The 13,483-nt window shown below is 60.6% G+C and carries 12 protein-coding genes; 2 read left to right on the top strand and 10 right to left on the bottom strand.

Features of this window, described 5'->3' with window-relative positions:
* Positions 1-294: 294 nt before the first annotated feature.
* On the bottom strand, positions 295-1,056 hold the full coding sequence (locus tag H7C18_RS25875) for an SDR family NAD(P)-dependent oxidoreductase (RefSeq protein WP_185131992.1): 762 nt from the start codon (positions 1,054-1,056) through the stop codon (positions 295-297).
* Between the two features lie 164 nt (positions 1,057-1,220).
* On the opposite strand from H7C18_RS25875, the gene H7C18_RS25870 reads away from it, so the two are divergent.
* Positions 1,221-2,306, top strand: a complete 1,086-nt coding sequence (locus H7C18_RS25870; RefSeq protein ID WP_185131991.1) for an LCP family protein — start codon at positions 1,221-1,223, stop codon at positions 2,304-2,306.
* Positions 2,307-2,606: 300 nt separating this feature from the next.
* Here the strand turns inward: H7C18_RS25870 and H7C18_RS25865 are convergent, their stop codons facing one another.
* From H7C18_RS25865 to H7C18_RS25855, 3 genes are all read right to left on the bottom strand, one after another.
* Positions 2,607-2,873 carry a DUF1294 domain-containing protein gene (locus H7C18_RS25865; protein ID WP_185131990.1) on the bottom strand — a complete coding sequence of 89 codons (267 nt, stop codon included), beginning with the start codon at positions 2,871-2,873 and terminating at the stop codon, positions 2,607-2,609.
* 94 nt (positions 2,874-2,967) lie between these two features.
* Positions 2,968-3,216 carry a hypothetical protein gene (locus tag H7C18_RS25860; RefSeq protein ID WP_185131989.1) on the bottom strand — a complete coding sequence of 83 codons (249 nt, stop codon included), beginning with the start codon at positions 3,214-3,216 and terminating at the stop codon, positions 2,968-2,970.
* Positions 3,217-3,311: 95 nt separating this feature from the next.
* The gene (locus tag H7C18_RS25855) at positions 3,312-4,190 is read right to left on the bottom strand and encodes an NmrA family NAD(P)-binding protein (protein ID WP_185131988.1); all 879 of its coding nucleotides are present in this window, start codon (positions 4,188-4,190) and stop codon (positions 3,312-3,314) included.
* Between the two features lie 185 nt (positions 4,191-4,375).
* On the opposite strand from H7C18_RS25855, the gene H7C18_RS25850 reads away from it, so the two are divergent.
* Positions 4,376-4,957: a TetR/AcrR family transcriptional regulator gene (locus H7C18_RS25850; RefSeq protein ID WP_185131987.1), complete on the top strand. Its 582-nt coding sequence runs from the start codon at positions 4,376-4,378 to the stop codon at positions 4,955-4,957.
* Between the two features lie 52 nt (positions 4,958-5,009).
* Here the strand turns inward: H7C18_RS25850 and H7C18_RS25845 are convergent, their stop codons facing one another.
* The 6 genes from H7C18_RS25845 to H7C18_RS25820 all read right to left on the bottom strand — a co-directional run bounded on the left by H7C18_RS25845 (position 5,010) and on the right by H7C18_RS25820 (position 13,392).
* Complete coding sequence (locus H7C18_RS25845; protein WP_185131986.1) at positions 5,010-6,509, bottom strand: sulfatase family protein; 1,500 nt, start codon at positions 6,507-6,509, stop codon at positions 5,010-5,012.
* A gap of 72 nt (positions 6,510-6,581) precedes the next feature.
* A complete protein-coding gene (locus H7C18_RS25840; protein ID WP_185131985.1) occupies positions 6,582-8,096 on the bottom strand; it encodes an ABC transporter substrate-binding protein in 1,515 nt (504 codons plus the stop codon).
* A gap of 32 nt (positions 8,097-8,128) precedes the next feature.
* Positions 8,129-8,941 (bottom strand): carbohydrate ABC transporter permease, encoded by an 813-nt coding sequence (locus H7C18_RS25835; protein WP_185131984.1) that lies wholly within the window; start codon positions 8,939-8,941, stop codon positions 8,129-8,131.
* Between the two features lie 13 nt (positions 8,942-8,954).
* Positions 8,955-9,884 (bottom strand): carbohydrate ABC transporter permease, encoded by a 930-nt coding sequence (locus H7C18_RS25830; protein ID WP_185131983.1) that lies wholly within the window; start codon positions 9,882-9,884, stop codon positions 8,955-8,957.
* A 101-nt stretch (positions 9,885-9,985) separates the two neighbouring features.
* Positions 9,986-11,818, bottom strand: coding sequence for a cache domain-containing sensor histidine kinase (locus H7C18_RS25825; RefSeq protein ID WP_185131982.1), 1,833 nt, complete (start codon positions 11,816-11,818; stop codon positions 9,986-9,988).
* The gene (locus H7C18_RS25820) at positions 11,815-13,392 is read right to left on the bottom strand and encodes a response regulator (protein WP_185131981.1); all 1,578 of its coding nucleotides are present in this window, start codon (positions 13,390-13,392) and stop codon (positions 11,815-11,817) included. Before H7C18_RS25820 ends, H7C18_RS25825 begins: the two co-directional genes overlap by 4 nt.
* Positions 13,393-13,483 lie beyond the last annotated feature (91 nt).

The following is a 13,483-nucleotide window of genomic DNA, read 5'->3' as shown; positions in this document are numbered from 1 at the left end:
CGGGGCTCGGCTTCCTCTTCTCCCTCTTGCGAGGCCTTTTTGACGACGCGGCAGGATTCACTTCATGTTGCGGCCTGGTCTGTTGCTCGCCCTATCTCCGACAGGTACTTTCGTCGATGCGCTTCTACGCACAGATTTCGCCGTACGCAGGCATCCTAGCTACACGGGGGCTTGGCCCCTCCCGTGACCGGACTTCCACCGGCTAGAGAATGCGTGCTTGGCTGGGCACGCAAAATCGAAAAAGCCCCGTCCTCGTCCCGTATGGGCGAGGGCGGGGCTTGGGACTTCGGCCGGTCAGATCGCAGGCATGACGTTGCCGCCGCTGACCGGGACGTACGCGCCGGTGATGAAGCTCGCGAGATCCGACGCGAGGAAAGCGACGACGTTGGCGATCTCCTGATCGGTGCCGCGGCGCTTCAACGGCACGCCGCGCTCGTAGTCCTCGCTGCGTTCGGTGCCGTTTACGCGATCCCGCTCGCTGATCGTCCAGCCGGGGGCGACCTGGTTGACGGTAATTTGATGCTCGCCGACTTCCTTGGCCAGTACCCGGTAAACGCCGTCCATTCCGCGCTTGCCCGCCACGTAAGCCGATTGGTTCGGGAAATTTTGCATCGCGCACTCGGTGTTGATGCCGATGAACCGGCCTCCCCGCTTCGCGATCATTTCCGGGATGAACGCCTTGGCCAGGTAGACGCTCTGCATGACGCAGGACTCGAACTGGCTCCGGTAATCGTCCGCCGATTGGTTCAACACCGACGTCCATTCGTACTGCACGACCGCGTTGGCCACCACGATATCGACCGTTCCCAGCTGCTCCGAGACGGACCGCTTCAGTTCCGCGACCGAATTCCCGTCCGTGATGTCCGCCTGAACCGTCACGGCTCGTCTTCCCAGCGCCCCGATCGCCGCGAGCAGCTCCTGAGCCTTGGCGGCGTTGCTGTTGTAGTGAAGCGCCAGGTCCGCGCCGCAGCGCGCCAGCGTCAGCGCCATCACGCGCCCGAGTTCGCCCGTCGCTCCCGTGACGAGGGCCGTTTTGCCCGACAAATCGATCTGCATACCCGTCTCTTCCTTCCATTTGGGACTGTTAGCACCGCTGCATTCATATTATCATAACAGGAGAGGTTGCAACCGCTCCCTTGCCTTTTTCGTCTAATTAGCGGTTTTTTCGATGCCGTCGACACCATGCGTATTCAAAATGAACCATTTCGGAGGAAAGTCCCATGAATCAAACGCGAGCGAAATCGAAACTTCGCCGTACTTTGCGAATCGCCGGCATTTGCGTCGGAGCGCTGGTCATCCTGATCGGCTCGTACGCCGGCTATCTCTATTATAAGGCCGATCGTGCGCTGGGCCGGATCGCGGCTCCCCCTTCGCCGTCCGCTTCCGCCTCCGCCTCCCCTTCCGCGGAACCGTCCCCTTCGGCTTCCGGAGACAACGCCGATACCCAAACGGACAACCGCCCCATGACTTTCCTGCTCGCCGGCATCGACAGCCGCGCCGGCAGCGGCGGCACGCTCAATACGGACGTGATGATGCTCGCCGTCCTCAACCCGGCCGACCGGAAGATGACGCTGCTCTCGCTTCCCCGCGACATGGAGCTGAAGCCGCAGACGCTTTCCTCCCACAAGGCGAACTACTACTACGCTTATTTTTACAACAAGGATAAGGATACGGCCATCGCCAATACGAAGGAATTCTTCGGCGACTTGTTCCAGCTTCCCATCGACCATATGGTGCTCATCAACTTCGACGGGCTGCGGCAGCTGGTCGACGCCGTCGGAGGGCTGGATATCGACGTCGACATGGATATGAAGTACCGGGATACGGCGGACGGAACGAATATCGACTTGAGGAAAGGACAGCAGGAGCTGGACGGCCAGCAGGTGCTCGACTTCGTCCGCTACCGCAAGTCCAACGAAGGGACCCAAGAGTCGTCGGACATCGCCCGCAACGCGCGCCAGCAGCAGGTGCTGTCGCAGATGATTAACAAATTGGCTACCTTCCAGGGAATGACGCAGTGGGGCAAGGTGCTCGATATCGCCGGCGACAGCGTGCGCACGGACATCCCGGAGTCGGACCTTAGGTCCTGGATTTTGGACTTTCAGAGCATGAAGCCGGAGACGACGCAAATTCTGACCCTCGATTCCAAGTGGGTCAATCCGTACATCGTCGTCGACGAGAACAATCTGCGCCAGTCGATCGACACGCTTCGCACCGAGGCCGGCCTGCAGACGAACGAGAGCGATCTGCGCCAGCTCGCCGACGTCATCGCGGTCGAGCCGTCATCCGATTCTCCGGCTCTTTGAAGCCGGGCCGGGGACGGCGGATGAGCGTAAAGAGAAGGGCGGCTCCTTGCGGGAGCCGCCCTTTTTCCAATTGTATGGTACCTCACGGGATCCCGTTAGCCGATTTTCTCGGCTATCTCCGACCTTCCGGCCCTCTCCCAAGTTCCGTTAACCGATTTTCTCGGCTATCTCCTACCTTCCGGCCCTTTTCCAGGCCCCGTTAGCCGATTTTATCGGCTATCTACTACCTTCCGGCCCTCTCCCAAGTCCCGTTAGCCGATTTTATCGGCTATCTCCGTTTCGAATGTCTGTCGAGCCGGCCTATGCCCGCTCGATCAGCCACACGCAGAGGATATTCAAGACAAGCAGCGCGGGAATGCCGACGACGAATGACGCGTGCTTCGTCTTATGGCGGCAGACGCGCATGCCGATCCACGCGCCGAGCGCGCCGCCCAGCGCCGCCGCAAGGAACAGATTTTTCTCCGGAATGCGGCGTCTTCCTCTGCCGGCAACGGCCCGCCTCTTGTCGTTCGCCATCATGCCGAAGGCGATCACATTGATAAGCAGCAAGTAGATTGCAAGCATCATAGAAGGCTCCCTTCCCCTCCGTAAGCTCCGATGACTGCGTTGCGAGACGTTCTCTCTATTCTACCTGATCGCTGCTCCGAATGCAGGGGTAGAATTAGCGCGAGGACAACGCGACCAGAACAATGCTCGCCGCCACCGCCGCCGAAGCGGTTATCCTGCGGACGCCCTGCGGTTCCTTCAGGATCAGCAAGCCGAACAACGCGCCGAATCCGATGCCGTCTTCGCGGACCGGGGAGATGGACGACACGTTGACGCTGCCCGCGGCGAACAGAAACAGAAAATACGAACCCGGCGACAGAATCGCCCCGATCCACAGCGTCCGGGAGTGAGAACGAATCGACACGGATGCACAAAAAAAACACCGCCAAGTGTTCCTGACGGTGTTGAACCGATGACTTGCAAGAAACGCTGGAGACCAGGCTTCGTCCAGAATCCTCCTTAGGCCAAGACGGCCGGCTTCAGCACTTCTTCGCACCATTGGCGAAAACCGGTGGGAGTGGAGGACTGCGGAGTACGAGGCTCGGCGAGATAGAAGCCCCGATCGACTGCGGCCGCCATATCGATCAGCCCCTGAGCCCACGCGTCGGACATTCCGTGCTGCACCAGCGTGGCTTTGTAATCTTCTCCGGAGATCTGCTGGAAGCGGATCGGCCGCTCCAGCACTTCGGATAGAATCTGCGCCATGTCGTTGTGGGACAGGTTTTCGGGGCCAAGCACCGGGACGTTCTCCTGTCCGCTCCAGGAACGGTCGAGCAGCAGGTTGGCGGCGACAGCGGCAATGTCGCGGGTTGCGCAAGTCGGGAGTCTGAGGTCTCCGGATATCGGATAGAAAAACGCTCCATGACGTTTGATCGGCTCGACCTGCCAAAGCATATTATCCATGAAGCCCGGCATGCACAGCGAGCGATAGTCGACCCCCGTGCTCTCGACCAGATCGTCCATGGCGAAGATCGCGGAGATTTGTCCGGCATTCTTGGCGATCCCGCGGCCCAGGCTGGAGACGCCGATCACGCGCTTTACTCCCTGCCGGTTTATCGCCTCGCACAGCGGACGAACGAAGTTCAAGACATGGCTCTGAACACTCTCGGCGCGCGGATCCGGGGGAACCAGCCAGAACACGGTATCGGCTCCCTCCAACGCTTTTGCGACGACTTCAATGTCGTCGTGAGATCCCTGTACGACCTCGGCGCGCTCGCGCACGCGCGGAGACAAACGGGACGGGTCCCGCGCAATGACGCGGATGGCCTCTCCGCTGTCCAGGACGTTGTCGACGACCTGGCGGCCGATCTGTCCGGTAGGCGCCGTGATGACGATCATAATAACCACCTCCATAAATTCAACAGTGTCGTTTATACATCATTTTCGCGTATAATACACTGTACAATGAAAGAATACGCCGATGAGAAGAGCCGGACAATCAGCAATAAGCGGTTATCGTTGCCTAGACAACACCTTCGCGCTTTTGTCGGTTTTTTCTATTGGTATAAAGGAGCGAGTCGGAAATGCCGGTAAACCCGAACGACCCCCGCGTCAAGCGCACGCGCCAGCTGCTGATGCAGTCCTTCATGGAACTGCTGGAACAGAAAAAGAATATCTACTCCATTTCCATCCAGGATATTGCGGAGCAAGCGACGGTAAACCGCGCGACCTTCTACGCGCATTTCGAAGACAAGTATGCGTTTCTGGAAAGCTGGATGAGAGAGAAATTTCAGAGGAAGATCAGAGAATCGCTGCCGTCGGCCGCCATCTCGGATATGGGCAGCTTGCGAACGCTCATTCTCGCCGTTTTCGACTTTCTTGCCCGCACCAGAGAGTACATGAAGCCGGGAGACAGCCAATTCGAACCGCTGTTTGAGATCGCGACGCAAAAAGAGCTTCATCAGCTCCTGCTCCAATGGCTCGGCGAAGAACCGAACGCTTCCGTCTCGCGCGAGACGATTGAAGCCACGGCCCTCGTCGTCAGTTGGGGCATCTTCGGATCGGCCGTGCAGTGGAGCCGCAGCCCTCAGAACCGCTCGGCGGAAGCGATGGTGCGGGACGTGCTGGCGGTGGTGGCGGCCAGCTTGGCCCCCGTGCTGGAATAAAAAACGCTGCCGGCTTTTGCATGCCGGCAGCGATTGTCAAGGACGATCCCGGTCATCCGTTGATCGTAAAATCGGCGACGCCGCGCGACAGATCGAACTGCCGGATTCGCGTCAGCTCTCTGGCGCGGAACGGAAAGCTTCGGAGGTCCCCGTCGGCCAACGCCGGGGCGAGCGCCTCATGCTTCGCCATCTCCTCCCGCGCCGCCTGCCGAAGCCGGGCCGCGACGTCGGGCAGGAACGAGGCCAACTCCCGCAGCTCGTTCGGATCCTCCCGCAAATGGAACAGCTGCTCGCGCCCGCCGTTGGCCATGTAGATATACTTCCATTCCGGATCGCGAACCATCACCTTGAACGTCGGCTCGCCGGGCTGGCCGTACCAGCCGAACAGCCGCTCTCTCGGCTTCGCGCTCCCGGTCAGGCTGCCGAGCGCGTCGATGCCGTCGCGCTCCTCGAGCCGGCCCGCCGCGCCGGTGGCGATGGCGAACAGATCGGTGAGGCAGAGCAGATCGTCCCGCTCTTCCCCGCGAGGAAGCTGCGAAGGCCAGCTGATCAGAAACGGCACGCGGGCCGACGCCTCGAAGAAGCTTTCCTTCTGCCACGCATGATGGTCGCCCATATGATCGCCGTGATCGCTAAAGAAGCAAATGAGCGTGTTGTCGGCATCCGGACGACGCTCCACCGCGTCGAGAACCCGGCCCAGACATTGATCGATGTACGTAATCTCCCCGTAATACCGGGCCTTCAGCGCCCTCGCCCGCGGGTCGTCGATGTCCTCGGCCCAGATCAAGTGGTTCATCCAGGGCAGCTGCTCGTCCATCCAATCCGTCTCCCGGTCTCCGCGAACGGGATTCGGCATCGCGTCCGGGTTGTACATCCGGTTGAACGGGATCGGCGGCGCCAAAGGCGGGTGAGGTCCGATAAACGAGACGAAGCCGAAGTACGGCCGCTCGTCGTCTTCCGCCGCATCGATGAATTCCACCGCCCGGTCCGCCGCCCACGCTTCTACCGTCAGCTCGGCGGGAAGCGGACTCGTCTGCGGCATATAGTACATCTCCGTCCGCTCGCCGTGCAGCTGCTCAAGATGTCCGTATTCGGGGTGCCGCTCCTGAATGAAGCGGACGTAGTCGTCACCTTCCCGCTGCTCGGCCGTATTCCACAATTCCTCGCTGCGCAGCTGCGCCTCGTAGCCGAGTTCCTCGTTCCAAGGGGCGGTATGGAACTTCCCGACGCCGAACGTGCGGTAGCCGAGCTTCCTCATCGTCCGGGGCAGGTAATCCCCGCAGCGGGCTTCCGGATCGGCAGGCTGACTCTCGCTAAGATGAAGGCCCCCGTTGTCGTAATAGCCGGTATGGTAAGGCTCGCGTCCGGTGCGGATCGTATAGCGGGCCGGCATGCAGACCGGGCATGTGGAATACGCCTGCGTGCAGAGCAGTCCGCGCCGGGCCAGCCGGTTCAGATTCGGCGTTCGGACGAGTCCGTTGCCGTACGCGCCGATCGCGTCCGCCCGCAGCTGGTCGCACATGATAAACAGAATCGAAGGGGCTTGCGCCATGTCGGGATCCTCCTTAGGCCGATGGGGGGAGCAGCGATCCGCTTCCCCCGTCCTTTTTTTCCCGGAAGCCGCTCAGTTCTTGGTCATCCCGTAGCCGTTGGCTTCCGTCCAGCCGTTCGTCGTCTTCGCGTTGTCCATTCCTTTCTTCCATTCCTTGTTCAACTCTTCGGTCAGCTTGTTCACGTCCACCTTGTCGCTCAAATACAGCTGCAGCGACTTGACGAGGAAATCGGAAAATTCCTTGATCGTGGCGGGTCCGGTATAGTTGGCCCGGCGGATGTCCTCGTTCTGCAGCACGAAGCCCTTGAGCTTATCCGGCAGCTCGGCGTTCGGAATCGTCGGCAGCAGGCCGAGTTCGTTCGCGAGCCGGCCCTCGATCTCCGGCGAGGTCAGGTACTGAATCAGGTCGACGGAAGCCGCCAGCTTGTCGTCCTTCGCGGTGCTGGAGATCGCCCAAGATTCGTTTGCGGCTCCGCCCAGGACGACCGATTTGCCCATCGCTTCGGGGAATTGTTCCTTGGTCAGCGTCGGAATCGGCATGCCTCCGTACTCGAAGGTGCGCCCCTCCATGTCGTCGACCAGCTTCAGGTCGGCGGAGTTCATCAGCAGCATCGCCGCCTTTCCCGTCAGCCAGAGCTGCTGCGCGCTCTTCTCGTCGATGCCGTTGAAGTCGGAGTTCCAATACTGCGAGAAGTCCTTGAACAGCTCCAGCCCGTCCTTGAACGGATACTTCGTGTAGTCGATCAGCCCTTTGTCGGTAGCGCGCGCCAGCTCGTTCTTGATGACCATATTGTCCCCGTCGGTATCCATCTGCTTGCGAAGCTGCTCGTCAAGCTGCCCGAAGATGGACGTCAGGAACCAGGTCATGTGGCTGTTCGATTGGCCCGACATCGCCATCGGGGTAATGCCGGCGTCCTTCAGCTTCTTGCAGTCCTCGATGAATTCCGGCCACGTCTGCGGCGCCTGGTCGATGCCCGCCTTGGCGAACAGCTCTTTGTTATACAGGATGCGAATCATCGCCGTGTACGCGGGGACCGAGTTGACGATGCCGTTCGCCGGATTGACGCTGTCCTTGTAGAAGCTCGGCAGGAACGTGTCCTTCCACGGCTTGCCCGGATTGTAAGGCGATTCCTTCTCCAGGTACGGCGTCATATCGTAAACCTGGTTTTTGGCGTAATCCTCCCACACCCACGCCATCCGGGTGAGCACCACCTCGGGCATGCTTCCCGCCGCCTGCTGGGTGACCATCCAGGTTCGGTAGTTGTTGTCCGGTACGAATGTAAATTCGACGTCGGTGCCCGTTTTCTTCTTGTAATCCTCGAAAATTTGCTTGTACGTCTTCTCCACGTCTTGAGCGGTCGCAAACTCCGCTCCCCAATACGCGACGCTGATTTTGGCGCCCTTGCCCGGCTTCGCGGCCGAGCCGGACGGCGAAGCGGAGGATGAGGCGGAAGACGGGGCGGAAGCTTGGCCTCCGTCGTTAGCATTGTTGGCGTTATTGCCATTGCCGCCGCCGCAGCCCGACAGCGACGAGACGAGCAGTACCGATCCGAGCAGAGCGGATCCGAGTTTCCAAGATTTGCGCATGGTTGAAGTTGACCTCCCGGTTTCGTTTCGATTTAGCCTTTAACGGCGCCTTGCGTAAGGCCGGAGACGAACGGCTTCGTGGCCGCGAAAAACAGGATGAGCAGCGGCAAGGAAGCGATTACGTACCCGGCCAGCTTGACGCCGTCGCCTTCGTTGATCCCGCCTTGGACGGTCATGATGGCGAGGATGACCGGCTTCACCTTGTCGCCGGTCGTCACGACGAGCGACCAGACGAAGTTGTTCCAGATTTGCAGCCCCGACATGATCGCCACGGTGGCGACGATCGGCTTGGACAGCGGCAGCACGATCCGGGCGAACACGCTGAAGTCGCGGGCCCCTTCCATTTCGGCCGCTTCATACAAGCTTCTCGACAACCCTTCGAAAAAGGCGCGCATCAGCATGACGCCCATCGCCGTATAGCTTGCGGCCGGCGGAAGCGCCTGGCCGAGCAGCGTGTTGTACATCCCCATGTTTTTGACGCTGATGAACTGGGGCACCAGGATGACGAAGCCCGGGATCATGAGCAGCATGATGATGACGCCATAGAGGGCGTTCTTGAACGGGAACGAATACCTCGCGAACGAGAAAGCGGCCGTGGCCGAAGCGATTAGCGTCGCCGCGACGCCGATGGCGGTGACGGCCAGCGAATGGACGATCGGCTGCGAGATTTGCCGGAACGCGACGCCGTAATTGCTTGGATAAAGCGGCGACGAGAAAAACCACGGAGACTCGTAAATTTGCATCTGATGCTTGAACGAAGACGCCAGCAGGACGAAGAACGGGTACATCGCGACGGCGAACAGGGCCAGGACGAAGACGACGGTCCACGGGTTGCTCTTTTTCATGCTTCGCCACCTTCTAGTCGATTTTGTCCGAGTTGCGGATCAGCTTCTGGAGCGCGATCGTCAGAACGAGCAGCACCGCGAACAGAACGACGCCGATGCTGGAGGCGTAGCCGAACCGGCCGTAATTGAACGCCTGGTCGTAAATGTGCAGGGACGGCGTAATCGTGGAGATGCCCGGCCCTCCGTTCGTCATCGCGTAAGGCGCCTCGAACACTTGAAACGACTGGATGAGCGAGTAGATGAGTACCAGCCGGATTTGCCCGGACAGCAGCGGAAGCTCGACGGCGATCATCCTTCGCAGAGGCGTCGCTCCTTCCATCGAGGCCACTTCGAACAGGTCTTCCGAAATGTTCTGCAGGCCGGCGAGATACAGCAGAAAGGGCAGCCCGGCCACCCACGGGAAGCCGACGAACACGATCGCGCCAAGCGCGGTCGACGAATCGCCCAGCCACGAATGCTTCAGGCTCTCCAGGCCGACGGCGTCCAGCGCCTGGTTGATCAGGCCGGTATCGCCGGCGTACATCCAGCGCCAGAGCAGGATGAGCACCATCATCGGGACGACCAGCGGAACGATGAATCCGACCTTCAGCACGTTCTGCAGCCGCGGACTGCGGACCCGAAAGACGAGCAGGGCGGCGAGCAGGGGCGCGGTCAGGTTGATGAGAACGGTGGCGAGAGAGACTTTGAAGGCGTTTTCAAATGCAACCCGGATCTTCTCGTCCTTCAGCAGCTCGGCGTAGTTGGCGAACCCGATAAAGCGGTTGACGTTGACGCCGTTCCAATCGAACAGCGATTCGACGAACGCCGTCAGAAAGGGGTAATACTTGATAGCGGACAGCAGAAGAAGCGCCGGAAGCAGAAACAGATAGGCGTTCCGCGCCTTCCACATTCGGCGCAGCAGGCCGCCGCGGCGGGGCAATGTTCGGTGGGCGTAATCGTTCAAGCGGCTCCTCCCCTTCACGGTTTGAAGTGATCTGGGCTTCATTATAGAAGGGGAGTCCGCTCCCAACAAGGAGACGGATTTACGGAACCGTGTGTCTTTTTTTACTCCAAGCTGGCGGGAATCCGGACGGTGACAAGCGTTCCGGCTCCCGGCCGGCTGTCCAGGGAGATTCCGTACGGATCCCCGTAATAGAAGCGAAGCCGGTCGTGCACGTTTTTGACGCCGACCTTGCCGGCGCCGGCTTCCGAGGTTCCGGTCGCGGACGAATCGGCGAGCCTTCGGCGAAGCGACGCCAACTGCTCCTCCGTCATCCCCGTCCCGTCGTCTCGGATGATGAAGATCAGGTCGCCGTCCTCCTTCCGAGCCTCGATCCGCACCTCGCCGCGGCCGCGCTTCGTCTCGATGCCGTGGAACACCGCATTTTCCACGAGCGGCTGGAACACGAGCTTGATCATTTTATAGCGGAGCAGTTCCTCCGGAATCTCCAACCCGAATGTCAGCTTGTCTTCGAACCGGACCGACACGATCTTCAGGTAGTTGCGGATATGCCCGATCTCGTCGGCGACGTCGACCTGAATGCCGCCGGCTTTGATGCTGTAGCGGAACATGTCGGACAGCGCCCGGGCGATGTCTCCGACCTTGCGCACTCCTTCCACCGCCGCCATGCTGTTGATCGTCTCCAGCGTATTGTACAGAAAGTGCGGATTGATCTGGGCTTGAAGGGCGTTCAGCTTCGCTTCCCGCTCGTGAAGCTCGGCCCGGTACACTTGCTCGATCAAATACTTGATGCGTCCGATCATCTCGTTGAAATAACGGCCCAGCTCCCCGATCTCGTCCTGCGACAGACGGTTCGCCTGCACGCCGAGATAGCCCTGGCTCACTTTGAGCATCGCGTTCTTGAGCCGCTTGATCGGAGTGACGAGGCCGGCCGAAAGAAACTGCGCGGCCAGAATGGCCAGCGCGAAGCTGGCCGCCACGAACAGCAGCGTGATCGTTCGCATTCTGCGGCTGTCGGCCAGCAGCGCCGCCAGGTCGTTCTTGCAGTAGACGTCCCAGTCGACGGACCGCAGCGAGGCGGAAGTAACCAAATACTTGCGGCCTTTCTCGCTCGTAATCCGGTAACCCTTCCCTCCCGATTCGGGCTTTCCGATGCCGGCGGGCACCGCTTGGCCGATCAAGCCGACGTCCGTGTCGTACACGATCGTTCCGGCGTTCCGGTCGACGATCATCATCGATCCCGAGGAGTCCGACATGAGAGGCAGCAGAAATTTCTGCACCTCCTTCAGGCTGAAGTGCAGCATGATATAGCCGAGAATCGTTTGCGGCCGCTGCAGATCGGAAACTTTCCGAATATAGGTCAGCTTGAAATCGTCCGCCTGTTCCCCGCTCGGGGCGAGGTTGTCCGGCAGCCAAGGCTGGGTCAGATAAGGGCCGAGCAGCCAGTCGCCGGCGTCTCCGCTCTGCAGCATCCGCAGCCAGATTTCCCCTCCGAAGCGATAGTCCGGCTTGACCGTCTCCTTGTTCTCGTAAAAGACGGCCCCTTTGCCGTCCAGAAGCGTAACGGCCTGCACGATGCCGCGGAAATTGTAGAATTCCTCCTGCCTCAGGAACAGTTCGTTCATCCCGAGCTGGTCGCGGATCTTCTCGAAGTCGTTGGCGTTCAAGCTGTCCTTCCACAAAGCCTGGAAATTGTCCTGATAGACGGTATAGGAGAATTGCTCGACCTGAACGAGGAACTGGTCCATATCGGTCGTGAACGTGCTCATCAGCTTCGCGTTGTACTCGGCCGTCCGGTTCTCGACCAGATGGGCGTACCACGAATAGGAGGCCCATCCGAGCAGGACGAGGGGAACGAGACAGACGGCCATGAAGCTGAGCGCCATCTTGGCCTGAATGCTCCGGCGGAAAAACAGCAGCCTGCCGATTCCGTTCATCGGTTCCCGGCCTCGCGAAGGCAATCTTCCCGGTATTCCGTGGGCATCTTGCCGACATGCTTTTTGAACAGCTTGCTGAAGTACCGGCTGTCCGAATAGCCGACCAGCTTGCCGATCTCCCCGACTTTAACGGCCGAGCCGCGCAAATATTCCTTCGCCTTCCCGATCCGGACGCGAGTTAGAAAGTCGACGAAGTTCTCTCCGATCACTTCCTTGAACGTGCTGCTGAAATAACTCGGGGTGACGTAAAAGCGGGCGGAGACGGAGTTCAAGCCGATGTCCTCGGCGTAATTCTCGCGAATGTATTCGGCGGCCGCCAGAATGTTCTTCCGAACGTCCGTCCGGGCTTCTCCGGCCGATTGATCGGCGGCGTCGCGCACGAATTGCCGCAGCCGGCCGGCCATTCGCTCCAGGTCGTCGAACGTATCGATATTCCGGCAGAACGCGAAGCCGGCTTCCGCAAGCCGCCGGTCCTCGGCCGACTGATCGAGCACATGCTTCGCGGCATCGGAAGCGATGGACAGGAAAAAGCTGCGGGCATGCGTGAGCGACGCGCCCTCGGCGGTCGCGTAATAGGCCACGATGTCCGCCAGAACGGCCTCCGAACCGGCCACGTCGTTCAGTCGAAGCGACTCGTTCCATCGCCTCTGCAGATGCAGCGGATATTGGAACGGCGGCTTCTCCTCGGTCTCCGGACCGTAGGCCATGAATTCCTCCGACCGGTGCAAGGCGTTCCGCTCGGCCAATTCCAGCGCTTGCCGGCAGGAGACGCCGAGCCGGCCGGCGTCGGCCGCCGCGAACGCTTCGCCCATCGTCGCCCAAACGCCGCAGACGTTATTTTTGCGAAGCGTCCACAGCAAGCTTCTCGCGAACGTTCGCAGCCCGGTATCGTCGTCCGCCAGCACGACGGCCCCGATCCGCCTCTGGCCGCGCTCCCATACAATCAGGCGCCTCCGGCTCGAAGGCAAGGATGAAGCCGCCTCCGCAACGAGCGCCGCCATCCCGGCCGAATCGTATCGTTCATCGTCGTAGTGGAGGAGCAAGCATGCGAGACAGCGGGCATCCGCGCCTTGCAGCCGCAGCGTCTCCAGGAAAGCTTCCGCCAGCTCCGGGCGAACCTTCTCGCCGCGGCACAGGTCCGCGGCCTGCTTCTCCAGCAGATCCGGCAGCCGCGTCGTCATTAGCCGCTCTTTCCTCTCGGTCTCCAGCTTGCCGACCGCCCGCTCCAGCGTCCGGTTCAGCTCCTCCGGGTCGATCGGCTTCAGAATATAGCTGACGGCGTCAAGCTGAAGCGCCTTTCGCGCGTACTCAAACTCGCCGTAGCCGCTGACGATCAGCACTTTCAGATGCGGCGAACCGCCCGTCAGCGTCTCGGCCAGCTGCAGGCCGTCCAGCCCCGGCATCCGGATGTCGGTGATCAGAATGTCCGGCTTGCGGCTCTCCGCCATTTGAAGCGCTTCCAATCCGTCCGTCGCTTCGCCGTCCCAGGCCAGGCCCAGACGGTCCCAGTCGATCATGGCCCGCAAGCCTTTGCGAATCCACGATTCGTCGTCCGCGATCATGACTTTGAACATCGCTGCTTTCCCCTTTTTTGCATAGCGGCGGGTCTACGCCGGCCGCTCGCCGATGATTGTTTACTAATGTAAACCTAGACCGGGCAACAAT

Origin of the sequence: Cohnella zeiphila, from assembly GCF_014212055.1 — a bacterium.
GTDB lineage: Bacteria > Bacillota > Bacilli > Paenibacillales > Paenibacillaceae > Cohnella > Cohnella zeiphila.
This window is presented reverse-complemented; position numbering and strand designations above follow the sequence as displayed.